The sequence below is a fragment of the Methylocapsa acidiphila B2 genome (genome assembly GCF_000427445.1).
GTDB classification, from domain to species: domain Bacteria; phylum Pseudomonadota; class Alphaproteobacteria; order Rhizobiales; family Beijerinckiaceae; genus Methylocapsa; species Methylocapsa acidiphila.
On record NZ_KE386496.1, the window covers coordinates 963,203 to 983,004 of the forward strand.

Genomic DNA, 19,802 nt, shown 5'->3' on the forward strand with positions numbered 1-19,802 from the left:
GAACCGTTTTCCTCATTCTCTCGGTCAGAAGACCTTGCAAAGCACTTCGCCGCCGACATTGGCTTCCCGCGCCGCGTAATCGGCCATCACGCCCTTGGGAGTCGAAATAATGGTGATGCCGAGCCCATTCGCGACCCGCGGCATGGCGTCGACCGCGGCATAGACGCGCCGGCCTGGCTTGGACACGCGCTGGATCTCGCGGATCACGGGCGCGCCGTCGAAATATTTGAGCTCAATCTCGAATTCCGTCCGGCCATTGCCGTATTCGGTCGTCGAATAGCCCCGGATATAGCCCTCCGATTGGAGAACGTCGAGCACATGCGCGCGAAGCCGCGACCCCGGAGTCTGAACCTTGCCCTTGCGCCGCATCTGGGCGTTGCGAATGCGGGTCAGCATATCGCCCAGCGGATCGTTCACTGCCATGATCCGCTCTCCTTACCAGCTCGACTTGACGAGGCCCGGAATCAGGCCTTTGGAACCCAGCTCGCGCAAGGCGATGCGGGACATTTTCATCTTCCGGGTGAAGGCGCGTGGACGGCCGCTCACCTCGCACCGATTGCGAATGCGCCCAGCCGAGGAGTTGCGCGGCAATTCCGCCAATTTAAGCCGCGCCGCGAAGCGTTCCTCAAAGGTCAGCGCTTCGTCATTGGCGACGGCCTTCAGACGGAGGCGCCGAGCCGCATATTGCTTGACGAGCTTAATGCGATGCTTGTTCTTTTCGATGGAGCTTTTCTTCGCCATAAACCTTCTACCTCTGGTCGCCGCGTCTGAGACGGTCTCGCCTCACTGCCGGAACGGGAAGTTGAATGCGCGCAACAGGGCGCGCGCCTCTTCGTCGGATTTCGCCGTCGTACAAACGATAATATCCATGCCGACGATGCTTTCCGCCTGATCGTAATTGATCTCGGGGAAAATGATGTGCTCCTTGATCCCCATAGCAAAATTGCCGCGGCCGTCGAAGCTCTTCGGATTGAGGCCGCGGAAGTCGCGGATGCGCGGCAGCGCGATCGTGACGAGACGATCGAGAAATTCGTACATTCTCGTCTTGCGCAAAGTGACCTTCGCCCCAATCGGCATGTTCTCACGAACCTTGAACGTCGAGATGGCGTTGCGCGCGCGGGTGATCACGGCCTTCTGCCCCGCGATCAAGCCGAGATCCGCTGCCGCAGCGGTGACCTTCTTGGTGTCGTTCACGGCCTCGCCGACGCCCATGTTCAGCACGATCTTCTCGATGGTGGGAACGGCGAAAGCGTTTTTATAGCCGAATTGCTCGATGAGGCTCGGACGAACCACCTCCTCATAATGCTTCTTCAGCCGCGGCGCGTAATCTTTCGGCGAAGCGAGCGATTCCGCCGAGGCGGTCACAAATTGCGTTGGCTCCCGACGCCCGCCGCCTTCACCGACGCCCTTCTTGGTCTTGGCCGCCTCTTTCGGAGCGGATTTAGTCGGACCCTTGCCGCCCTTCGCGGCGCCCTTGGCCCCACCCTTGCCCGTCTTGGACTCAGCCATCGATCACATCTCCGGAACGTTTGGCGACGCGCACCTTGCGGCCATCGTCGAGAAGCTTGAAGCCGACGCGGGTCGGCTTGCCGTCCTTGGGGTCGGCCACAGCGAGGTTCGACAAATGGATCGCAGCCTCTTTGGTGACGATGCCGGCTTCCTGCTTCGCCGTTTGGGCCTGATGCCGCTTCACAAGATTAATTCCACGCACAATTGCGCGGGATTCCTTCGGAATGACCTGGACGACCTCGCCGGACCGCCCCTTATCCCGGCCGACGAGCACGACGACCCGGTCGCCCTTCTTGATCTTCGCCGCCATCACAACACCTCCGGCGCGAGGGAAATGATCTTCATCTGGTTCCGAGCGCGCAACTCGCGCGGCACCGGCCCGAAGATGCGGGTGCCAATCGGCTCCGACTGATTATTGATCAGCACCGCGGCGTTCGAATCGAACCGGATGACCGAGCCATCCGCGCGCTTGATGTCCTTGGCGGTGCGCACCACGACCGCCTTCATCACGTCGCCCTTCTTGACGCGCCCGCGCGGAATAGCCTCCTTGATCGAGACGACAATAATGTCGCCGACGCCGGCATATTTCCGCTTCGAGCCGCCGAGCACCTTGATGCACATCACGCGGCGCGCGCCGGAATTATCGGCGACGTCGAGATTGGTCTGCATCTGTATCATCGTCTCATGCCTTTCCGCTCAGATCGGTTTCCGGCCGCAAAGCCGCCGGACTACGTCTGAAGGAGGCTCAAAGCCCCCTCAGAACCAAATTCGTTTCGGGCCGCCGCCCCTCAGGCCTTTTCAGCCGCCGGCAGAACGGTCCAGCGCTTCAGTTTGGAGATGGGCTTCGTCTCCTCGATCGAAACCTGATCGCCCACCTTGAAAGCTTTCGCCTCGTCATGCGCGTGATAATTCTTCGATCGCCGCACCGTCTTCTTCAAGAGCGGATGGGTGAACCGGCGCTCAACCTTCACGACAACGGTCTTTTCCTGCTTGTCGCTCACCACGACGCCTTGAAGAATTCGTTTCGGCATAGTCTCTGAAACCTATCTGCAAACTCTGCGCTCAAAGCGCCTTGAAGCGCCTAAACTCGAAGACCTGGCGCATGTCCCAATTGGCGCATGCTCTTGCCAGCTCCTACGAGCAAAATCCTATCTCGCGCCTTCGCGCCGCTTCAGTCCCGCCAGAGATTTAACCCGGGCGATGTCCCGCCTCACGACGCGCACCCGCGCCGTGTTCTCCAGTTGGCCCGTAGCCCGCTGGAAGCGAAGATTGAACTGTTCCTTTTTGAGGTTCAAAAGTTCCTGCTCAAGCTGATCGCCCGACATGACCTTGAGATCCGACAAACGCTGTTTCGATTTCATGACGGCGCCCTTGTCACTCGAGAATCCGTTGAACGAACCGCGTCTTGATCGGCAATTTAGCGGCCGCAAGCGTCAGCGCCTCACGGGCAAGCTCGGCCGGAACGCCGTCAAGCTCGAACATGATGCGGCCGGGCGCAACGCGGCAGGCCCATAGTTCCGGCGCGCCCTTGCCCTTGCCCATGCGAACCTCGGTCGGCTTTTTCGACACCGGAACGTCGGGAAAAATCCGGATCCAAACGCGCCCGGCGCGCCGCATATGACGCGTCATCGCCCGGCGGGCCGCCTCGATCTGCCGCGCGGTGATGCGCTCGGGCTCAAGGGCCTTCAGACCGAACTGTCCGAAATTCAGCTCGAAGCCGCCCTTGGCCGCGCCGTGAATGCGGCCCTTGAAGGCCTTGCGGAACTTTGTGCGCTTGGGTTGAAGCATGATTCAAAAACTCTCAGACTTAATATTGCCCGTGCGATCAGGCCGCGTCGCGGTCGCGCCGACGCCGTTCTCCGCCGCCGCCGCCCGAATGTTCCTGTTCGCTCAGCCGCTTGTCCTGCGCCATCGGATCATGCTCAAGGATTTCGCCCTTAAAGATCCAGACCTTGATGCCGCAAGTGCCATAGGCGGTATGCGCTGTGGCTGTGCCATAATCGACGTCGGCGCGCAGCGTATGCAACGGGACTCGCCCCTCGCGATACCATTCGAGCCTGGCGATTTCGGCGCCGCCGAGACGGCCAGAGCAATTGATGCGAATGCCTTCCGCGCCGAGACGCATGGCGGATTGAACCGCACGCTTCATGGCGCGTCGGAAAGCGACCCGGCGCTCGAGCTGCTGCGCTATGGAATCGGCGACCAATGTCGCGTCGATTTCCGGCTTGCGCACCTCGACGATATTGATCAGCACTTCCGAATCCGTGAGCTTCGACACGAGCTTGCGGATCTTGTCGATATCCGCCCCCTTCTTGCCGATCACGACGCCCGGACGCGCCGAATGAATGGTCACCCGGCACTTCTTATGCGGGCGCTCGATGATGATCTTGGAGACCGCGGCCTGCTTGAGGTTCTTCATCAGAACCTCGCGGATCGCGATATCCTCGTGCAGCAGCTTGCCATATTCGCCCTTGCCGGCGAACCAGCGCGAATCCCAGGTCCGGTTGATGCCGAGCCGCAGGCCGATCGGGTTGACTTTCTGACCCATGCCTATCTCCTCAGGCCGCCGCCGCGACTTCGCGCAAGATAATCGTCAAATTCGAAAAAGGCTTCTGAATGCGTCCCGAGCGGCCTCGGGCGCGCGCGCTGAACCTTTTCATCACCAAAGCCTTGCCGACATAAGCCTCCGCTACGACGAGATCGTCGACGTCTAGGCTGTGATTGTTCTCAGCGTTGGCGATCGCGCTTTCCAACGCCTTCTTCACGTCGAAAGCGACCCGCTTGTGTGAAAATTCGAGATCGGCCAAGGCTGTCTCCACCTTCTTGCCGCGGATCAGCTGCGCCAACAGGTTCAGCTTTTGCGGGCTCACGCGCAACATGCGCGCAACCGCCTTCGCTTCATTGTCCTTCAACGCGCGTTCGGTTTTTTCCTTGGACATGATCAGCCTCTCCTGGCTTTCTTGTCCGCGGCATGGCCGTGGAAGGTTCGCGTCGGCGAGAACTCGCCGAACTTATGACCGATCATTTCCTCGGTCACGGACACCGGCACATGCTTATGGCCATTGTAGACGCCGAAGGTCAGCCCCACGAATTGCGGCAAAATCGTTGAGCGCCGGCTCCAGATCTTGATGACTTCGGAGCGCCCCGTTCCACGCGACGCCTCTGCCTTCTTGAGCAGATAGCCGTCGACGAACGGACCTTTCCAGATCGAGCGAGCCATGGTCAGCCCTTCTTCTTGCTTTTGTGACGCGAGGTCACGATGAATTTGGTGGTCGACTTATTCGACCGCGTCTTCTTGCCCTTGGTCGGCTTGCCCCAAGGGGTCACGGGATGGCGGCCGCCCGAGGTGCGGCCTTCGCCGCCGCCGTGCGGATGGTCAACCGGGTTCATGGTCACGCCGCGGTTATGCGGCCTGCGCCCGAGCCAGCGGCTCCGTCCCGCCTTGCCGATCGAGGCGTTCATGTGATCCGGATTGGACACGGCGCCCACAGTGCCGAAACATTGGCCATGGATCAGCCGCTGCTCGCCCGAATTCAGCCGAACGATGACATAGCCCTGATCGCGCCCGACGACTTGAGCATAAGTGCCTGCCGACCGCGCCATGGCGCCGCCCTTGCCAATCTTCATCTCGACATTATGCACGATCGTCCCGACCGGCATATTGGCGAGGGCCATGGCGTTGCCCGGCTTCACGTCGACCTGCAGGCCAGCGATCACCTCGTCGCCGACAGAGAGCCGCTGCGGCGCGATGATATAAGACAATTCGCCGTCGGCGTAGCGAATGAGGGCAATGAAAGAGGTCCGGTTGGGATCATATTCGATCCGCTCGACCTTCGCCGCGACATTGAGCTTGCGCCGCTTGAAATCGATGATCCGATAGGCCTGCTTATGGCCGCCGCCGCGAAAACGCACGGTAATCCGGCCATTGTTGTTGCGTCCGCCCGAGGAAGATTTCCCCTCGGTCAACTGCTTCACCGGCTTGCCCTTGTAAAGGTCGCTGCGGTCCACAATGACGAGCTGGCGAAGGCTCGGCGTGACAGGTTTGAATGTCTTAAGCGCCATCGGCGCACTCCTCAAATCGAAATCAAAGCCCGGTCGTCACGTCGATCTTGTGACCTTCGGCGAGGGTCACGACCGCCTTCTTCACGTCCGATTGAACGCCGCGCGTTCCTTTGAACACTTTCCTCTTGCCTTTGCGGATCAGCGTATTGACGCTCTCCACCTTGACGTCGAAGAGGCGCTCGACCGCGGCCTTGATCTCAGGCTTGGTCGCCGTCTTCGGAACCTTGAAGATCACCTGGTTCGCCTCGGAGGCGAGAGTCGCCTTCTCGGTGATGACCGGAGCCAGGATCACGTCATAATGATGCGCTTCGAGCGCGAGTTTCGCCGAGCTCATTTGAAGCGCGCCTCCAACGCGTCGATCGCCGCCTTGGTCAGAACCAGCTTTTGGCGGCGGAGAATGTCATAGACATTGATGCCCTGAACCGGCAACACGTCAATCTGCGGGATGTTGCGCGCGGCAAGGCTAAAATTCGCCTCGGGCTCGGCGCCGTCGATGATCAAGGCGCTGGTCAGGCCGAGCTTGGCGAAGCTCGCTTTCAGTCCCTTGGTCTTCGCGTCGACAGCCTTCGCATCCGCCCATACGATGATCCCGCCTTCTTGAGCCTTCGCCGAGAGGGCGTGCTTCAAGGCGAGGGCGCGAACCTTCTTCGGCAGATCATGCGCATGGGAGCGCACGACCGGGCCGAAAGCGCGCCCGCCGCCGCGAAACTGCGGCACCCGAGCAGAGCCGTGCCGGGCAGAACCCGTGCCCTTCTGCTTGTACAATTTCTTGCCCGTCCGGGCGATCTCCGCCCGATTCTTGACCGCATGGGTGCCGGCGCGCCGCTTGGCAAGCTGATAGCGCACCATCCGCGCGATCAAATCCTCGCGGGGCGTCAGACCGAAAATCGAATCGTCGAGATCGATCGAGCCGGCGGCGACGCCGTCGAGAGAGGTAATGTCGATCTTCACGCGCCCGCCTCCGTCGTCTCGCCTGCAGGCGCCTCTGACGCATCGCTGGCCAAGCGGTACTTGCCCGGCTTCGGCGCATCTTTCGGAAGCGCCTTTTTGACTGCGTCGCGAATATGAATCCAGCCGCCGGCGACTCCGGGAACCGCGCCCTCGACCAGGATCAAACCGCGTTCAGTGTCGAGCTGAACCACGCGAAGATTGAGGGTCGTCACCCGCTCAGCCCCTAAATGGCCGGCCATTTTCTTGTTCTTAAAGGTCTTGCCGGGATCTTGCCGACCGCCGGTCGAACCATGCGAGCGATGCGAGATCGACACGCCATGGGTCGCGCGCAAACCGCCGAAATTCCAGCGCTTCATTGCGCCGGCAAAACCTTTGCCGGTGCTGGTTCCGGTCACGTCGACGAATTGACCGACGACAAAATGATCTGCCGTGATCTCGGCGCCGACGGGCAGCAAGCCGCCCTCCTCGACGCGAAACTCGGCAAGCTTGAGCTTGGGCTCGACTTTGGCGACCGCGAAGCGTTGGCGCTCGGCTTTTGACACGTTCTTCACCTTGGCGCGGCCGACGCCGAGCTGGACAGCGGTGTAGCCGTTCTGCTCCTTGGTCCGATGCGCGACGACCTGACAGCCTTCGAGCTTCAGAACCGTGACCGGCACATGCTCGCCGACGTCGGTGAAGACGCGGGTCATGCCGAGCTTTTGCGCGATGACACCTGATCGCATGGTTAAATCCTTCAAGACCCACTTTTGCGCCTGCCGCGGCGCGCCTTCGTCGCGACGGACGCGTCAACCTTCGGAAACGTCCGTCCCCGCAATGCCTAAAGCTTGATCTCCACATCCACGCCGGCGGCGAGATCGAGCTTCATCAGCGCGTCGACGGTTTGCGGCGTGGGATCGACGATGTCGAGCACCCTTTTATGCGTCCGGATCTCGAACTGCTCACGCGACTTCTTGTCGACATGGGGCGAACGGTTGACCGTAAATTTCTCGATCTTCGTCGGGAGAGGGATCGGGCCGCGAACCTGCGCGCCGGTGCGCTTCGCGGTGGATACGATCTCCTTCGTCGACGAATCCAAGATTCGATGATCGAACGCCTTGAGGCGAATGCGGATATTCTGGCCGTTCATCTATTCATTCCCTGTCGGCCAGCCTCGGAGCACCCGGCTTGCCAGCTCATCCTGCTTCCCGCGATCCCCTCGAGCCGCGCCTCAATCGGCGCGCCCCGAAGAGTCTTTGTCTTCGCTATAGCGACCCGCCTCGCCGTCACTCGGTGATTGAGGCGACGACGCCTGCGCCGACAGTGCGGCCGCCTTCACGAATGGCGAAGCGCAGCTTCTCCTCCATCGCGATCGGAACGATCAGCTCGACATCCATGGTCACATTATCGCCAGGCATCACCATTTCCGTGCCTTCCGGCAGGGTGACGACGCCGGTCACGTCGGTCGTGCGGAAATAGAATTGCGGCCGGTAATTGGTGAAGAAAGGCGTATGCCTGCCGCCCTCGTCCTTGGTGAGGATGTAGGCTTCCGCCTTGAACTTCGTATGCGGCTTGACCGAACCGGGCTTGCAGAGCACTTGGCCGCGCTCCACGTCCTCGCGCTTGGTGCCGCGAAGCAAAGCGCCAATATTGTCGCCCGCCTGGCCCTGATCGAGCAGCTTGCGGAACATTTCGACGCCCGTCACCGTGGTTTTCACGGTGGGCTTCAAGCCGACGATCTCGATTTCCTCGCCGACCTTGATGATGCCGCGCTCCACGCGGCCGGTCACGACCGTGCCGCGGCCGGAGATCGAGAACACGTCCTCGACCGGCATCAGGAAGGGCTGGTCGATCGGACGTTCCGGCTGCGGGATATAGGCGTCTACCGTCGCCATCAAAGCCAGGACCGCATCATGCCCGATTTCGGGATTGCGGTTCTCGAGCGCGCACAGCGCTGAACCCTTGGTGATCGGAATGTCGTCGCCAGGGAATTCATATTTGGACAGAAGCTCGCGAACCTCGAGCTCAACGAGCTCAAGCAGCTCCGCGTCGTCCACCATGTCGACCTTGTTGAGAAACACGACCAGCGCTGGGACGCCGACCTGACGCGCAAGCAGAATATGCTCGCGGGTCTGCGGCATCGGACCGTCGGCGGCGGACACGACGAGAATCGCGCCGTCCATCTGCGCCGCGCCGGTGATCATGTTCTTCACATAGTCCGCGTGGCCGGGGCAATCGACATGCGCGTAGTGGCGATTCTTCGTCTCGTATTCGACATGCGCGGTCGAGATCGTGATGCCGCGCGCTTTCTCTTCGGGAGCCTTGTCGATTTGATCATAGGCGGTGAAGGTCGCGCCGCCCGATTCGGCCAGGACCTTCGTGATCGCCGCGGTCAAAGACGTCTTGCCATGGTCGACATGGCCGATCGTCCCAATGTTGCAATGCGGCTTTGTCCGCTCAAACTTTTCCTTGCCCATCGTCCGGCTCCTCTAGGATTTCTTCGCGCGCTGCGTTTCAAGATCAGGCGTATTTCGCCTGGACCTTCGCGGCTTCGCCCGCGGGGACCTGCTCGTAATGATCGAATTGCATCGTGTAATTGGCGCGGCCCTGGCTGAAGGATCGCAGCTGATTGACGTAGCCAAACATATTGGCCAAAGGCACCATGGCGTTGATGACCACGGCGTTGCCGCGCATGTCCTGTCCCTGGACCTGACCGCGACGGCCGAGGAGATCGCCCATAACCGATCCCGTGTAATCCTCGGGAGTCGTCACCTCGACCTTCATGATCGGCTCGAGCAACACCGAGCCGCCCTTCTGGAGCGCCTCGCGGAACGCCGCCCGCGAGGCGATTTCGAAGGCGAGAACCGAGGAGTCGACGTCATGAAAGGCGCCGTCGACGAGAGTCGCCTTCACGTCGACCACCGGGAAGCCGGCGAGGATGCCGGACCCCATCACGCTGTTGATGCCCTTCTCGACGCCGGGGATATATTCCTTCGGCACCGCGCCGCCGACGATCTGCGACTCGAAACTATTGCCGGCGCCCGCCTCGTTCGGCTCAAAGATGATCTTCACGCGCGCGAACTGGCCGGTGCCGCCCGTCTGCTTCTTATGCGTGTGGTCGATCTCGACCCTGCGCGTAAGCCTCTCGCGATAGGCGACCTGCGGCGCGCCGATATTGGCGTCGACTTTGTAGGTGCGCTTCAGGATGTCGACCTTAATGTCGAGATGAAGCTCGCCCATTCCCTTCAGAATTGTCTGGCCAGACTCTTGATCGGTCGACACGCGGAAGGAAGGATCTTCCGCCGCGAGCTTCGACAGGGCGATGCCGAGCTTTTCCTGATCGGCCTTCGACTTCGGCTCGATCGCGATCTCGATGACCGGCTCGGGAAACTCCATCCGCTCCAGAATCACGGCCTTGTTCGGATCGCAGAGCGTGTCGCCGGTGCGCGTGTCCTTGAGGCCTGCGAGCGCGACGATGTCGCCCGAATAGGCTTCCTTGATGTCCTCGCGATTATTCGCATGCATGAGCAACATGCGGCCGATGCGCTCGCGCTTGTCCTTTGTCGAATTGAGCACGGTGGTGCCCGAGTCGATATGGCCTGAATAAACCCGTGCGAAGGTGATCGAGCCGACGAAGGGATCGTCCATGATCTTGAAAGCGAGCATGGAGAATGGCGCATCGTCGTTCGGCAGACGCACGACTTCCTCGCCGCTATCGACGTCGACGCCCTTGATCGCCTCGCGATCGAGCGGCGACGGCAGATAGTCGACGACCGCGTCGAGCAGAGGCTGCACGCCCTTGTTCTTGAAGGCCGAGCCGCACAGGATCGGAATGAAGGTGATTTGCCGAACAGCCTTGCGGATCAAGCGCTTCAGCGTCTCTTCATCGGGCTCCACGCCATCGAGATAGGCGCTCATGACGTCGTCGTCGAGCTCGACCGCCGCCTCCAAAAGGGTATGGCGATAGTCTTGGGCCTTCTCTTTCAATTCGGCCGGAATCTCGGCGTCGTTATATTTGGCGCCGAGCGCCTCGTCTTCCCAGACGACCGCCTTCATGCGGATGAGATCGATGACGCCCTTAAAATCCGCTTCCGAGCCGATCGGCAATTGAATGCAGACCGGCCGTCCGCCAACCTTGTTCTTGATGTCGTCGACGCAGCGATAGAAATCGGCCCCGATCTTGTCCATCTTGTTGACGAAGACGATGCGGGGCACGTTGTATTTATCGGCCTGACGCCACACGGTCTCGGTCTGCGGCTCGACGCCCTGGTTGCCGTCGAGCACGCATACGGCACCGTCGAGCACGCGCAGCGAACGCTCTACCTCGATCGTGAAATCGACGTGGCCGGGGGTGTCGATAATGTTAAGGCGCTTGCCGTTCCAGATGGTGGTCGTGGCGGCGGACGTGATCGTAATGCCGCGCTCCTGCTCCTGCTCCATCCAGTCCATGGTCGCGGCGCCGTCATGGACTTCGCCGATCTTATGCGACTTGCCGGAATAATAGAGGATGCGCTCGGTCGTCGTCGTCTTGCCCGCGTCGATATGGGCCATGATGCCGAAGTTACGGTAGTCCTCGATCGGATGGCTACGAGGCATGAGATTTCCCTTCAAGCGCAAACAGCGTCGTAAAAACCCATCACCAGCGATAGTGCGAGAAGGCGCGGTTCGCCTCCGCCATACGATGCGTGTCTTCACGCTTCTTCACGGCGTTGCCGCGGTTGTTCGCCGCATCCATCAGCTCGGCCGAAAGACGGTCGACCATGGTCTTGTCGTTGCGTCCTCGCGCGGCCGTGATGATCCATCGGATCGCCAACGCCTGGCGGCGCTCCATGCGAACCTCGACCGGGACCTGATAGGTCGCGCCGCCGACGCGGCGGGAGCGCACCTCGATCGCCGGCGCGACATTTTCCAGCGCCTGCCGGAACACGCTAAGCGGCTCGGACTTGGTCTTTTGCCCGATGATGTCGAAGGCGTTGTAAACGATCGACTCGGCGACCGATTTCTTGCCGTCATACATGATCGAGTTCATGAACTTGGTGAGGATGACGTCCCCAAATTTGGCGTCGGGGATGACTTCCCGCTTTTCGGCGCTATGGCGGCGCGACATCTCGGTATGCTCCGTCGAATTGATTTCTAACGCGGGCCGGTGCGCTCGGTCACCCGATCACAGCCGCCCCGAAGGCTCGATACAGATTACTTCGGCCGCTTGGCCCCGTATTTCGAGCGGCGCTGCTTGCGGTTCTTGACGCCCTGGGTGTCGAGCACGCCACGCAGGATGTGATAGCGCACGCCGGGCAGATCCTTGACACGGCCGCCGCGGATCATGACGACCGAATGCTCCTGCAGATTGTGTCCCTCGCCAGGGATATAGCCGATCACCTCGAACCCATTGGTCAACCGGACCTTGGCGACCTTACGGAGCGCCGAGTTCGGCTTCTTCGGGGTCGTCGTATAGACGCGCGTGCAGACGCCGCGCTTCTGCGGGCAGGCGCCCAAATGGCGCGCCTTCTCCCGGTAGGTCTTTTCGTGCCGCGGCTTGCGGATCAATTGGCTGATCGTCGGCATACTTATTATCTTTCCAATAGGTCCAAATCTTCGCAGTCGGGCGGAGCCCGCCGCTCCAGAGAACCCGCATTCGCCAAATTCAAAACGCCGCCCCACCCTGCGTCATGCAGGCCCGGCGGCGTTATAGAGACGCAAACACGTCAGCGCCAACAGCCGGTAAGGGCTTGTGGCGCTGCCATTGCGCAGAGGACCACGGCGGCGAAGCCCGCGGTCTTGCCTCCGAGCGACCCAAGGCGAGCCCTGAATCTATGCTGTGACTATTCAGTCGCTGAATCCGACAGCGTTTAGGTTTTAAGGTTTCAGAACGAGTCGTTCCGAATAGAAAAACCTACTGCCTGTCTGAGGTGGGCGGAACTTAGTGATGTCGCGCTAGCGCGTCAACCCCTTCCCTATACGAAATGCGGCGGCTTTTCCCTCTTACGCTCCATGATGAGCCAAAACTCATCGTGGTCATCGGCTGCGGCTAGGCCAATACTCAGGCATTATCTTGGCTGTTCGATGTGCGCGAGGCCGCCCATATAGGGGCGCAGCGCCTCGGGCACGGTCACGGAGCCGTTCTCGTTCTGGTAATTCTCCAGCACGGCGACGAGCGCGCGGCCAACCGCCACGCCAGAGCCATTGAGCGTATGGACGAATCGGGTCGCCTTCGCGCCTTCGGGGCGATAACGGGCGTTCATCCGCCGCGCCTGGAAATCCCCGCAGACGGAGACAGAGGAAATCTCGCGATAGCGATTCTGTCCCGGCAGCCAGACCTCGATGTCGAACGTCTTTTGCGAGGCGAAGCCCATGTCGCCGGTGCAGAGCGTGACGACGCGATAGGCGAGACCCAGGCGTTTCAGCACTTCCTCGGCGCAGGAAAGCATGCGCTCATGCTCGACGAGCGAATTTTCGGGAGTCGTGATGGAGACGAGCTCGACCTTGGTGAATTGATGCTGGCGAATCATGCCGCGCGTGTCGCGGCCCGCCGATCCAGCTTCGGCGCGAAAGCAAGGCGTGCAGGCGGTGACGCGGAGGGGAAGCTGCTTCTCTTCCAGAATCGATTCGCGGACGAGATTGGTGAGCGGGACTTCGGCGGTGGGGATGAGGTAGGAAAACCTGCTAAGACCTCGAAGCCCCGTGCCATCAATAAATTCCCGCAGGATTCGACTCCCTCCCTCGTGCTCAGCGGCATACTCGGCCTCATCCTCCAAACTAATATTCGCAATTTTCTGAGAGAGACTGCGCACTTTATCTGGGTGCATCGATTTTATCAGCCACGGATTTTCGCGCTCTGATTCAAGAATGCTATCGATGTCGCTCCAATCGATTTCACTGGACGCAAAAAATTGGTCGGAACGAAATTTTGGAAGCTGCGCCGTGCCATACATCGCCGCACTATTTGCGATGAGTGGCGGATTGACCTCCGTATAGCCGTGCTCGCCGGTATGTAGATCGAGCATGAACTGGCCCAACGCCCGCTCCAGCCGCGCCAAAGGCCCTTTATTGACTACGAATCGCGCGCCGGAAATCTTGGTCGCGGTCTCGAAATCCATGAGGCCCAGCGCCTCGCCGATTTCAAAATGCTCCTTCGGTTGAAAAGCGAATTTCGACGGCTCGCCGACGCGGCGCAGCTCGGGATTGTCATTCTCGTCCTTGCCGAAGGGCACATCTTCGAGCGGCAGATTAGGTATTTCTGATAAGGCCTTGTCTAAGAACGCGATGGCCTCGCGCTCCGCGGCCTCAAGAGCGGAAAATCCCGCCTTGAGCTCGGCGACCTCGGCCTTTAACGCTTCAGCGCGAGCGGAATCTTTCGCGGCCATGGCCTGGCCGATCTCTTTCGAGGCGGCGTTGCGGCGTTCCTGCACGGCCTGTGATTTCGCGATGGCCGCGCGCCGCGCGTCGTCGAGCCCCAGCAGCTTTTCGCCGAGCGGTTCCAGTCCGCGCCTCTCGCGGCCCTTATCGAAAATCTCAGGGTTTTCCCGTATCCATTTAATATCGTACATAAAATTTCGTCCATATGGCGCCAAAGCTTTCATCCTAAGGAGCCGGCGAAGCCGACGTCACGAAGGATGAATTCATCCCGGTCCTAGGGCGCCCTCTTGCTTCGAGAGGGGTGTTTCAGACCCTCATCAGCATTAAGGGCAATGGGCGCGCGACAAGGGCAATGCGCGCGCCGACTCACGCCGTGGGAGTGTCTCCGCCTGCTTTCTCCGCCTCTCGCGCTTTCTCGATCCAGGCCACGGAGAGAATCGAGGCCTCGTAAAGCAGAAGCGCCGGCGCCGCGAGCGCCAGCATGGAAAATATATCAGGCGGGGTCAGGATCGCCGCGACGACAAAGACAAGAACGACAGCGTAGCGCCTCTTGTTGCGCAGAAATTCCGACGAGATGATTCCGACCCGCCCGAGAAGGGTCAGAATCACAGGCAGCTGGAAGGTGATTCCAAAGGCGAAGATCAGGGTCATAATCAGCGACAAATATTCGCTGACGCGCGGCAAAAGCTCGATCTGCGCCCTGCCCGGCTCCTTAGCCTGCTGCATGCCGATGAAGAAGCGCAGAAGATTCGGCATGACGATGAAATAGACGACGAGCCCGCCCAGCGCGAAGAAGATCGGGGTGGCGAAAAGATAGGGCGCGAAGGCCTTGCGTTCATGCCTGTAGAGACCAGGCGCCACAAAAGCATAAAGCTGCCCGAAGACAATGGGACAGGACAAGAATGCGGCCGTGAACAGGGCCACCTTGATCTGCGTGAAGAAATATTCCTGCGGCGCCGTGTAAATTAGGCGGGCGTCCGGCCCGGCGACATGCTCGAAAGGCATGACGAGTATGTTGTAAATATCCTTGGCGAAATAGAACGAGATAAGAAACATCACGAGGAAGGCCAAGAGCGCCTTGATCAGCCGCGACCGCAGCTCGATCAGATGATCCATCAAAGGCGCCTTGGTCGCCTCTATGTCGGCGTCGGTCATTTAGGGCTTGTCCCCGAGAAGATTGCGGCCGCGCGAGCCGAACGCACAGGCTCAATGGACCGGCTTGGCGGGAAAGTCACGCCGGATTTCGCGCCTCGCCGGCGGGCGTTGCGACGCCAACCGCGGCCTCCTGGCCCCGCATCTCAGCCTCAAGCGCATGGGCGAGCGCCTGCATCTCGGCTTCGACGCCGGCGACTGGCGCTTTGGACGAGGCCGCCGCAGCCTCACCCTCGACCGGCGCCGGCGCGATCCAGGCCGCGAGAAGCGAATCGCCGCCCTCAGGCGCCGCTTCGGGAAGGCGGGGGATCTCGATGGAGTTCAATGATGATTCGGCGGCATGCGGAGCGGCGAGCGCTAGCGCATCGATGGCTTCGGACGGGGGCTTGCCGGCGGCGTCGACTGCGCCCCGGACCTGGCTTTCGATTTCGGCGATCGGGTTAAAGCCTACGTCAAGCTTGGCGCTATTGGCGAGCTTATCGACATCCGCCTTAATGTCGGCCATGTCGGCTTCGCGCATCGCCTCCATGAACTGGCCTTGAAACTCGGCCGCCATGCGCCGCATCTTGCCGACCGCCTGCCCAAGCTGGCGCAGCACGCCCGGAAGTTCCTTCGGCCCGATGACGATCAGCGCCACGATTCCGATGATGATGAGTTTGCCGGCGTCAAATTCGAACATGAACGGATAAAGCTCGCCTAGACGATCGGGACAGGGTCAGGATCGGCATCTCGCTATCGGGCCGCCAGCCGGCTGCAGAGCGTCTCGTGGAAGGCGCGCTTCGCTCAAGGCCAGACGCGACCGCAAAGCAGCTGCGCGCATTCAACCGACCTTACGAGCGTCCGGCGCCTTGGCCGAATCGACCCCCGGCTGATGGTCAAGGCTACGGAGCGCCGCCTCGCCGCCCTTGGAGGGGTCGGCTTTGTCCTCGTCTTCCGACAGGCCCTTCTTGAAGGATTTGATGCCCTTGGCGACGTCGCCCATAATATCCGAAATTTTGCCTTTGCCGCCGAAGAGAAGCAACGCCACGCCTCCGACGATAAGCCAATGCCAGATCGATAGACCGCCCATCGCGTAAACCTCCGATGCGAGACCCCGGCGGGGTCCTTGCGCCTTTAGTTCCGAGAACCTATGCGTCCAGAGCCGCAAAGACAAGAAAGGCTGGCGGCTTTTGCGCCATGCACAGCGGTCGGGCCCCGGCTTGGTCCGCCGGCTCCTCGACTTTCAGGCGCGCATCGGCGCAAAATTTGCTTTAATGCGCGCGATCCTCAGGGATTCCATGCTCTTCACGCAATCAAAGACACGAGGATTTGATGCCGCTCTACGTCTATAATTGCCAGGATTGCAACGCCGAGTTCGAGCTTTTGGTTCGATCCTCCGACGTTCCCGCCTGCCCGTCATGCGGCAGCGAGAAATTGCAGCAACAGGTCGCCAAGATTTGCGTCGAGATCAAATATCCCGCTATCGCCAAATCCTGGCGGCGGGCGGCGGCGGCTGGAGGCGATCTCACCAATTTCAACAAGAAGGAATTGCAGACCAAGAAAAGCTAGACAGACAAAGGCTCGAAAGCCGGGAGGGCTCGACGGGACCCGCGGCTTTGGACTGATGTTCGGCGCCGAGCGCCGCGGCGCTCTCCGATGTGATTGGCCCTTAGGCGGAAATTGGCTGCGCGGCGCCAATTCATACACATATGCTTGATATGAAGAGCCGGAAAGCCTAAGCAGGTTCGGCTCGAGCTAATGGCTAAGGCTTACTTCGACAAGGCTGCGCTTCCCATGTCGTCACCGTCGCGCGAACAGGCGAGCCTCGACGAATTCCGGCGATTTATCTATGATTCTTACACCGAGACGCATCCGGCCCTCGGGGACCACATTCGCGACGACGACGTCCAACGATCTTGGCAACTCCAAGTCTTGCTGCGCGGGGCTCTGCCCCCCGGCAAGGACGGACCGCTCCTTGATTTCGGATGTGGTGACGGGTTGCTTTTATCGGTCGCGGAAAAGCTCGGCTATCGACGCCTGTCCGGCGTCGATTCTTCAGAGCGCCTCATCGAAATAGCGTCGCAGCGGACGTCCGCCGAACTCACGGCGGGCGACGGATTGGCGTTTCTAAAGTCGAAGCCTACAAGCACGTTCGAGACCATTACTGCTTTCGACGTGTTCGAGCATTTCACACGCCCCGAACTCCTGGACGCCTGTCGCGAAATCCATCGCATCTTGAAGCCCGGCGGGCGTTTGCTCATTCGCGTCCCGAACGGCGCCTCGCCTTTTTGCGGCGGCGTCTTCGCGGGCGACCTCACGCATGAGCGGCCTTACACCCTGTTCTCGCTTGCGCAGGTCCTGGCGCCGCTCGGCTTCGAAGACATTCAAGCGAGCGAGTTGGGGCCGGTGCGACACGGGCTGAAGAGTACGCTGCGCGCGATCCTCTGGTCGATCATGCGCGCCGGCGCCATTCTTTGGATCGCGGCCGAGACCGGCGTGATTAGGGGACATATTTTATCCGCCAACATATTCGTGACGGCGCGCAAGGCGGCGCGATAGGCGTCTGCGCAAGCCGATGCGGGACAGGTCCCGCATCCAATGAGTCCGTGGCAGGCGAGCAAAGACGCGCCGGTCTCCCCCTATTCGTTCTCCTTTTTAGTCTCCTTGGGCGTACGGCGGGACAACTGCACCCCGACCATGGCCATCATGATCGTATTGACGACGATCGCCGGCAGGACGACGCCGGTGAGCCCATAGGGCTCGGCGAGGAAATAGCTGCAGACCACGCCTAAGAAAGAGAGCGCGCCATAGGTGTTCGCCGTGACGACATGGCGGTTGATGGCGGCAAGCGGGATCAGGAGCGTGCTCCACAACATCTCACCGACGATAGAGACCAGAAGCAGAGTGAAAAACGGCTGCACGAGGCTGACCGCCCCTTTGGTCCAAAGCGACAGAATCCACCCGCCGAGAAAATAAAGGCTGACAAAATAAACAGCGGAAACTCCGGCCGAAGCGGCGAACTGCATCAACGCCAATCGCCGAAAAACGGCGATATTCCCCAAGCCGAACAAGCGCGAATATTCAGGCACGAGGGGCCAACCCATCACATTGGTCGCAGTCGTGCCGAGCCGCGCGAGGGTCCGGCAAGTCGAATAGGTGACGACGTCGAGGGGCCGGACGACCATTCCGAGAACCATGACCGGACCGCTGATCGCGAGCGTCTGGCCGAGAGTCTGCGACATGAAGCTGACCGAGGGATGAAACAAGCGCTTCACCTCAAGCCAGGACGCATGCCGCGTTCCTAGCTCCAGCCATGGCGCGATCGCGCGGAGCCAAAAAATCATTAAAATGATGCTCAAAACACCGTCTACAATGATGATTGCGGCGGCGACGACGAGATCGCCTCCGAAAACAGCGGCGACTGCGGTGACCAATCCGGTCGCAAGCCTACTCAAGGCCGCGATGGCCACCTCGGTGGCGGGGCGACCCGCGGCGCGCATGCCGCCGGACAAGAGCAGAAAATATTGGTAGAGGATGACGTTCATCAAAAGGAGAAAAAGCGCGAGCTTCGCCTGTCCTTCCGACACCTCGCCGAGATTCAGGAACGACCCGAGCCGGATGCTGAGAAGCGCGACGACGATCACAGCGACGACGCCGACCGCGACCATATTGAGCAGCATCAAGACGCTCTGATAGATGACGACGGCGCCGTGCTGATCCCCCTTCGCCACGCGCATCGTCATCTCGTTCTTCGCGCTCAGCGTGAAGCCAAAATCGCTGAAGGTCAGATAGACCGGGATCGCGGACAGGAGCAGCCAGACGCCGTAGCGTTCGGTTCCCCAGCCGAAAAGCAGGATCGGCACCAGGGCGATCTGCACGACGATGTTGACGACTTGATTGAAAATATGCGCGCCGAAGGTGAAGCCGACCCGGCGCAGCGAACTCGATGACGCCATTTGACTCTTTCGATCTGGAGAAAGCGTTGAAGGCGATGCCTCGGCGGACTTAAACATCTTCGCGCGCCAAATGGCGAGCGACTTCCTCGGCGGCCTCGATGAGATCGCGGCAAACCGGCGCGGCGATGGAGCGCGCGTAATCGACGTCCAAATGACCATGGCCGGTGGTGACGAGAATCCCCTTCGCGCCGACCGCGACGGCGAGATCTATGTCGCTCCGCTTGTCCCCGATCACAAAGGAACGCGCCGGATCTATATCGAGATCTTGGACCGCGGATCGAATCATGCCGGGAAGCGGTTTGCGACAAGCGCAGCTCTCATCCGGCGCGTGAGGGCACATATACCAACCAGCGATCGTCACGCCCTCCTGCGCCAAAAGCGCTTCCAGCCTTCGTTCGACGGCATGCGCCTGGTCGATGGAAAAATAGCCGCGCCCGACGCCCGATTGATTTGAGACGATCACGAAAGGGAAAGCGTACTTGGCCATGGCGCGCAGGCCTTCCGCGGCGCCTTCGAGCAGAACAACCTGCTCGGGATCGCCGAGGTAGTTTTTCTCGACGATGATCGTCCCGTCACGATCGAGGAAGATAGCTGGAGACGGCATGCCGAGCCTTGAAAGGGGAGACAAGGCCGCGCCCGTCAAAGTTGAGCGTTTGCGCGAGCGACGCAGCCTTTTCATGTTGCGACGCCGTTTTAACCCGAGTCCACCGAGGCGTCCATAGGTTAGGCGTAAGCACATTCAAAGCGTAGTCGCGCTGCGTCAACTTGCGGAAACTGACTCCGCGCGATATTCCTCGGCTCGTCGCATACGCGCTATCCATAAGGCGGCGCCGATCTCCCGCTCCGCCGCTCATCGTCACA

Annotated in this window: 28 protein-coding genes; 2 read left to right on the top strand and 26 right to left on the bottom strand. The window is 60.6% G+C overall.

The window, feature by feature from the left end; all coding sequences use genetic code 11:
- Window positions 1–24: 24 nt before the first annotated feature.
- The 24 genes from rpsH to METAC_RS0106300 form a co-directional block, all read right to left on the bottom strand.
- Complete coding sequence (rpsH, locus tag METAC_RS0106185) at window positions 25–423, bottom strand: 30S ribosomal protein S8 (protein WP_026606353.1); 399 nt, start codon at window positions 421–423, stop codon at window positions 25–27.
- 12 nt (window positions 424–435) lie between these two features.
- Window positions 436–741, bottom strand: coding sequence for a 30S ribosomal protein S14 (gene rpsN, locus METAC_RS0106190; RefSeq protein WP_026606354.1), 306 nt, complete (start codon window positions 739–741; stop codon window positions 436–438).
- Window positions 742–783: 42 nt separating this feature from the next.
- Window positions 784–1,365, bottom strand: a complete 582-nt coding sequence (gene rplE / locus METAC_RS0106195) for a 50S ribosomal protein L5 (RefSeq protein WP_036256070.1) — start codon at window positions 1,363–1,365, stop codon at window positions 784–786.
- A 136-nt stretch (window positions 1,366–1,501) separates the two neighbouring features.
- Window positions 1,502–1,819: a 50S ribosomal protein L24 gene (rplX, locus tag METAC_RS0106200; protein WP_026606356.1), complete on the bottom strand. Its 318-nt coding sequence runs from the start codon at window positions 1,817–1,819 to the stop codon at window positions 1,502–1,504.
- The gene (rplN, locus tag METAC_RS0106205) at window positions 1,819–2,187 is read right to left on the bottom strand and encodes a 50S ribosomal protein L14 (RefSeq protein WP_026606357.1); all 369 of its coding nucleotides are present in this window, start codon (window positions 2,185–2,187) and stop codon (window positions 1,819–1,821) included. Before rplN ends, rplX begins: the two co-directional genes overlap by 1 nt.
- Before the next feature lie 110 nt (window positions 2,188–2,297).
- Window positions 2,298–2,540 carry a 30S ribosomal protein S17 gene (gene rpsQ / locus METAC_RS0106210; RefSeq protein WP_026606358.1) on the bottom strand — a complete coding sequence of 81 codons (243 nt, stop codon included), beginning with the start codon at window positions 2,538–2,540 and terminating at the stop codon, window positions 2,298–2,300.
- Between the two features lie 117 nt (window positions 2,541–2,657).
- Window positions 2,658–2,870 (bottom strand): 50S ribosomal protein L29, encoded by a 213-nt coding sequence (gene rpmC / locus METAC_RS0106215; RefSeq protein ID WP_026606359.1) that lies wholly within the window; start codon window positions 2,868–2,870, stop codon window positions 2,658–2,660.
- Window positions 2,871–2,883: 13 nt separating this feature from the next.
- On the bottom strand, window positions 2,884–3,297 hold the full coding sequence (gene rplP, locus METAC_RS0106220; protein WP_026606360.1) for a 50S ribosomal protein L16: 414 nt from the start codon (window positions 3,295–3,297) through the stop codon (window positions 2,884–2,886).
- A 37-nt stretch (window positions 3,298–3,334) separates the two neighbouring features.
- Complete coding sequence (gene rpsC / locus METAC_RS0106225) at window positions 3,335–4,057, bottom strand: 30S ribosomal protein S3 (protein ID WP_026606361.1); 723 nt, start codon at window positions 4,055–4,057, stop codon at window positions 3,335–3,337.
- Between the two features lie 10 nt (window positions 4,058–4,067).
- Window positions 4,068–4,448 (bottom strand): 50S ribosomal protein L22, encoded by a 381-nt coding sequence (gene rplV / locus METAC_RS0106230; RefSeq protein ID WP_036255335.1) that lies wholly within the window; start codon window positions 4,446–4,448, stop codon window positions 4,068–4,070.
- Between the two features lie 2 nt (window positions 4,449–4,450).
- Complete coding sequence (gene rpsS, locus METAC_RS0106235; protein ID WP_026606363.1) at window positions 4,451–4,729, bottom strand: 30S ribosomal protein S19; 279 nt, start codon at window positions 4,727–4,729, stop codon at window positions 4,451–4,453.
- 2 nt (window positions 4,730–4,731) lie between these two features.
- Window positions 4,732–5,571: a 50S ribosomal protein L2 gene (gene rplB, locus METAC_RS0106240; RefSeq protein WP_026606364.1), complete on the bottom strand. Its 840-nt coding sequence runs from the start codon at window positions 5,569–5,571 to the stop codon at window positions 4,732–4,734.
- Between the two features lie 22 nt (window positions 5,572–5,593).
- Window positions 5,594–5,905, bottom strand: coding sequence for a 50S ribosomal protein L23 (locus METAC_RS0106245; protein WP_026606365.1), 312 nt, complete (start codon window positions 5,903–5,905; stop codon window positions 5,594–5,596).
- Window positions 5,902–6,522: a 50S ribosomal protein L4 gene (gene rplD / locus METAC_RS0106250; protein ID WP_026606366.1), complete on the bottom strand. Its 621-nt coding sequence runs from the start codon at window positions 6,520–6,522 to the stop codon at window positions 5,902–5,904. The genes METAC_RS0106245 and rplD overlap by 4 nt, the downstream gene beginning before the upstream one ends.
- Window positions 6,519–7,244, bottom strand: coding sequence for a 50S ribosomal protein L3 (gene rplC, locus METAC_RS0106255; RefSeq protein WP_026606367.1), 726 nt, complete (start codon window positions 7,242–7,244; stop codon window positions 6,519–6,521). Before rplC ends, rplD begins: the two co-directional genes overlap by 4 nt.
- Before the next feature lie 95 nt (window positions 7,245–7,339).
- A complete protein-coding gene (gene rpsJ / locus METAC_RS0106260) occupies window positions 7,340–7,648 on the bottom strand; it encodes a 30S ribosomal protein S10 (protein ID WP_026606368.1) in 309 nt (102 codons plus the stop codon).
- 136 nt (window positions 7,649–7,784) lie between these two features.
- Window positions 7,785–8,975 carry an elongation factor Tu gene (gene tuf, locus METAC_RS0106265; protein WP_026606369.1) on the bottom strand — a complete coding sequence of 397 codons (1,191 nt, stop codon included), beginning with the start codon at window positions 8,973–8,975 and terminating at the stop codon, window positions 7,785–7,787.
- Window positions 8,976–9,018: 43 nt separating this feature from the next.
- Window positions 9,019–11,094, bottom strand: a complete 2,076-nt coding sequence (gene fusA / locus METAC_RS0106270; RefSeq protein WP_026606370.1) for an elongation factor G — start codon at window positions 11,092–11,094, stop codon at window positions 9,019–9,021.
- A gap of 40 nt (window positions 11,095–11,134) precedes the next feature.
- Window positions 11,135–11,605 carry a 30S ribosomal protein S7 gene (rpsG, locus tag METAC_RS0106275; RefSeq protein WP_026606371.1) on the bottom strand — a complete coding sequence of 157 codons (471 nt, stop codon included), beginning with the start codon at window positions 11,603–11,605 and terminating at the stop codon, window positions 11,135–11,137.
- A gap of 86 nt (window positions 11,606–11,691) precedes the next feature.
- A complete protein-coding gene (rpsL, locus tag METAC_RS0106280; protein ID WP_026606372.1) occupies window positions 11,692–12,063 on the bottom strand; it encodes a 30S ribosomal protein S12 in 372 nt (123 codons plus the stop codon).
- A 482-nt stretch (window positions 12,064–12,545) separates the two neighbouring features.
- Window positions 12,546–14,045 carry a serine--tRNA ligase gene (gene serS, locus METAC_RS0106285; RefSeq protein ID WP_026606373.1) on the bottom strand — a complete coding sequence of 500 codons (1,500 nt, stop codon included), beginning with the start codon at window positions 14,043–14,045 and terminating at the stop codon, window positions 12,546–12,548.
- Between the two features lie 175 nt (window positions 14,046–14,220).
- Complete coding sequence (gene tatC / locus METAC_RS0106290) at window positions 14,221–15,009, bottom strand: twin-arginine translocase subunit TatC (protein ID WP_026606374.1); 789 nt, start codon at window positions 15,007–15,009, stop codon at window positions 14,221–14,223.
- Between the two features lie 76 nt (window positions 15,010–15,085).
- Entirely contained in the window at window positions 15,086–15,685 is a 600-nt protein-coding gene (locus METAC_RS25125) for a twin-arginine translocase TatA/TatE family subunit (RefSeq protein ID WP_051335417.1), read from the bottom strand.
- Between the two features lie 141 nt (window positions 15,686–15,826).
- Window positions 15,827–16,075 (bottom strand): twin-arginine translocase TatA/TatE family subunit, encoded by a 249-nt coding sequence (locus tag METAC_RS0106300; protein ID WP_026606375.1) that lies wholly within the window; start codon window positions 16,073–16,075, stop codon window positions 15,827–15,829.
- A gap of 242 nt (window positions 16,076–16,317) precedes the next feature.
- Here METAC_RS0106300 and METAC_RS0106305 point away from each other — a divergent pair, with 242 nt between their 5' ends.
- Together METAC_RS0106305 and METAC_RS25130 are read left to right on the top strand one after the other, a co-directional pair.
- On the top strand, window positions 16,318–16,554 hold the full coding sequence (locus METAC_RS0106305; protein ID WP_026606376.1) for an FmdB family zinc ribbon protein: 237 nt from the start codon (window positions 16,318–16,320) through the stop codon (window positions 16,552–16,554).
- Window positions 16,555–16,743: 189 nt separating this feature from the next.
- Window positions 16,744–17,544: a class I SAM-dependent methyltransferase gene (locus METAC_RS25130; RefSeq protein WP_026606377.1), complete on the top strand. Its 801-nt coding sequence runs from the start codon at window positions 16,744–16,746 to the stop codon at window positions 17,542–17,544.
- An 80-nt stretch (window positions 17,545–17,624) separates the two neighbouring features.
- Here the strand turns inward: METAC_RS25130 and METAC_RS22585 are convergent, their stop codons facing one another.
- Complete coding sequence (locus tag METAC_RS22585; RefSeq protein ID WP_051335418.1) at window positions 17,625–18,941, bottom strand: lipopolysaccharide biosynthesis protein; 1,317 nt, start codon at window positions 18,939–18,941, stop codon at window positions 17,625–17,627.
- A gap of 49 nt (window positions 18,942–18,990) precedes the next feature.
- The gene (locus METAC_RS0106320) at window positions 18,991–19,545 is read right to left on the bottom strand and encodes a D-glycero-alpha-D-manno-heptose-1,7-bisphosphate 7-phosphatase (protein ID WP_026606378.1); all 555 of its coding nucleotides are present in this window, start codon (window positions 19,543–19,545) and stop codon (window positions 18,991–18,993) included.
- Between the last annotated feature and the right edge of the window lie 257 nt (window positions 19,546–19,802).

What these genes read in the sequence shown, in the direction of transcription:
- rpsH (WP_026606353.1), bottom strand. Translation starts at nt 423, where the DNA reads ATGGCAGTGAACGATCCGCTGGGCGATATGCTGACCCGCATTCGCAAC.
- rpsN (WP_026606354.1), bottom strand. Translation starts at nt 741, where the DNA reads ATGGCGAAGAAAAGCTCCATCGAAAAGAACAAGCATCGCATTAAGCTC.
- rplX (WP_026606356.1), bottom strand. Translation starts at nt 1,819, where the DNA reads ATGGCGGCGAAGATCAAGAAGGGCGACCGGGTCGTCGTGCTCGTCGGC.
- rplN (WP_026606357.1), bottom strand. Translation starts at nt 2,187, where the DNA reads ATGATACAGATGCAGACCAATCTCGACGTCGCCGATAATTCCGGCGCG.
- rpsQ (WP_026606358.1), bottom strand. Translation starts at nt 2,540, where the DNA reads ATGCCGAAACGAATTCTTCAAGGCGTCGTGGTGAGCGACAAGCAGGAA.
- rpmC (WP_026606359.1), bottom strand. Translation starts at nt 2,870, where the DNA reads ATGAAATCGAAACAGCGTTTGTCGGATCTCAAGGTCATGTCGGGCGAT.
- rplP (WP_026606360.1), bottom strand. Translation starts at nt 3,297, where the DNA reads ATGCTTCAACCCAAGCGCACAAAGTTCCGCAAGGCCTTCAAGGGCCGC.
- rpsC (WP_026606361.1), bottom strand. Translation starts at nt 4,057, where the DNA reads ATGGGTCAGAAAGTCAACCCGATCGGCCTGCGGCTCGGCATCAACCGG.
- rplV (WP_036255335.1), bottom strand. Translation starts at nt 4,448, where the DNA reads ATGTCCAAGGAAAAAACCGAACGCGCGTTGAAGGACAATGAAGCGAAG.
- rpsS (WP_026606363.1), bottom strand. Translation starts at nt 4,729, where the DNA reads ATGGCTCGCTCGATCTGGAAAGGTCCGTTCGTCGACGGCTATCTGCTC.
- rplB (WP_026606364.1), bottom strand. Translation starts at nt 5,571, where the DNA reads ATGGCGCTTAAGACATTCAAACCTGTCACGCCGAGCCTTCGCCAGCTC.
- METAC_RS0106245 (WP_026606365.1), bottom strand. Translation starts at nt 5,905, where the DNA reads ATGAGCTCGGCGAAACTCGCGCTCGAAGCGCATCATTATGACGTGATC.
- rplC (WP_026606367.1), bottom strand. Translation starts at nt 7,244, where the DNA reads ATGCGATCAGGTGTCATCGCGCAAAAGCTCGGCATGACCCGCGTCTTC.
- rpsJ (WP_026606368.1), bottom strand. Translation starts at nt 7,648, where the DNA reads ATGAACGGCCAGAATATCCGCATTCGCCTCAAGGCGTTCGATCATCGA.
- tuf (WP_026606369.1), bottom strand. Translation starts at nt 8,975, where the DNA reads ATGGGCAAGGAAAAGTTTGAGCGGACAAAGCCGCATTGCAACATTGGG.
- fusA (WP_026606370.1), bottom strand. Translation starts at nt 11,094, where the DNA reads ATGCCTCGTAGCCATCCGATCGAGGACTACCGTAACTTCGGCATCATG.
- rpsG (WP_026606371.1), bottom strand. Translation starts at nt 11,605, where the DNA reads ATGTCGCGCCGCCATAGCGCCGAAAAGCGGGAAGTCATCCCCGACGCC.
- rpsL (WP_026606372.1), bottom strand. Translation starts at nt 12,063, where the DNA reads ATGCCGACGATCAGCCAATTGATCCGCAAGCCGCGGCACGAAAAGACC.
- serS (WP_026606373.1), bottom strand. Translation starts at nt 14,045, where the DNA reads ATGTACGATATTAAATGGATACGGGAAAACCCTGAGATTTTCGATAAG.
- tatC (WP_026606374.1), bottom strand. Translation starts at nt 15,009, where the DNA reads ATGACCGACGCCGACATAGAGGCGACCAAGGCGCCTTTGATGGATCAT.
- METAC_RS25125 (WP_051335417.1), bottom strand. Translation starts at nt 15,685, where the DNA reads ATGTTCGAATTTGACGCCGGCAAACTCATCATCATCGGAATCGTGGCG.
- METAC_RS0106300 (WP_026606375.1), bottom strand. Translation starts at nt 16,075, where the DNA reads ATGGGCGGTCTATCGATCTGGCATTGGCTTATCGTCGGAGGCGTGGCG.
- METAC_RS0106305 (WP_026606376.1), top strand. Translation starts at nt 16,318, where the DNA reads ATGCCGCTCTACGTCTATAATTGCCAGGATTGCAACGCCGAGTTCGAG.
- METAC_RS25130 (WP_026606377.1), top strand. Translation starts at nt 16,744, where the DNA reads ATGGCTAAGGCTTACTTCGACAAGGCTGCGCTTCCCATGTCGTCACCG.
- METAC_RS22585 (WP_051335418.1), bottom strand. Translation starts at nt 18,941, where the DNA reads ATGGCGTCATCGAGTTCGCTGCGCCGGGTCGGCTTCACCTTCGGCGCG.
- METAC_RS0106320 (WP_026606378.1), bottom strand. Translation starts at nt 19,545, where the DNA reads ATGCCGTCTCCAGCTATCTTCCTCGATCGTGACGGGACGATCATCGTC.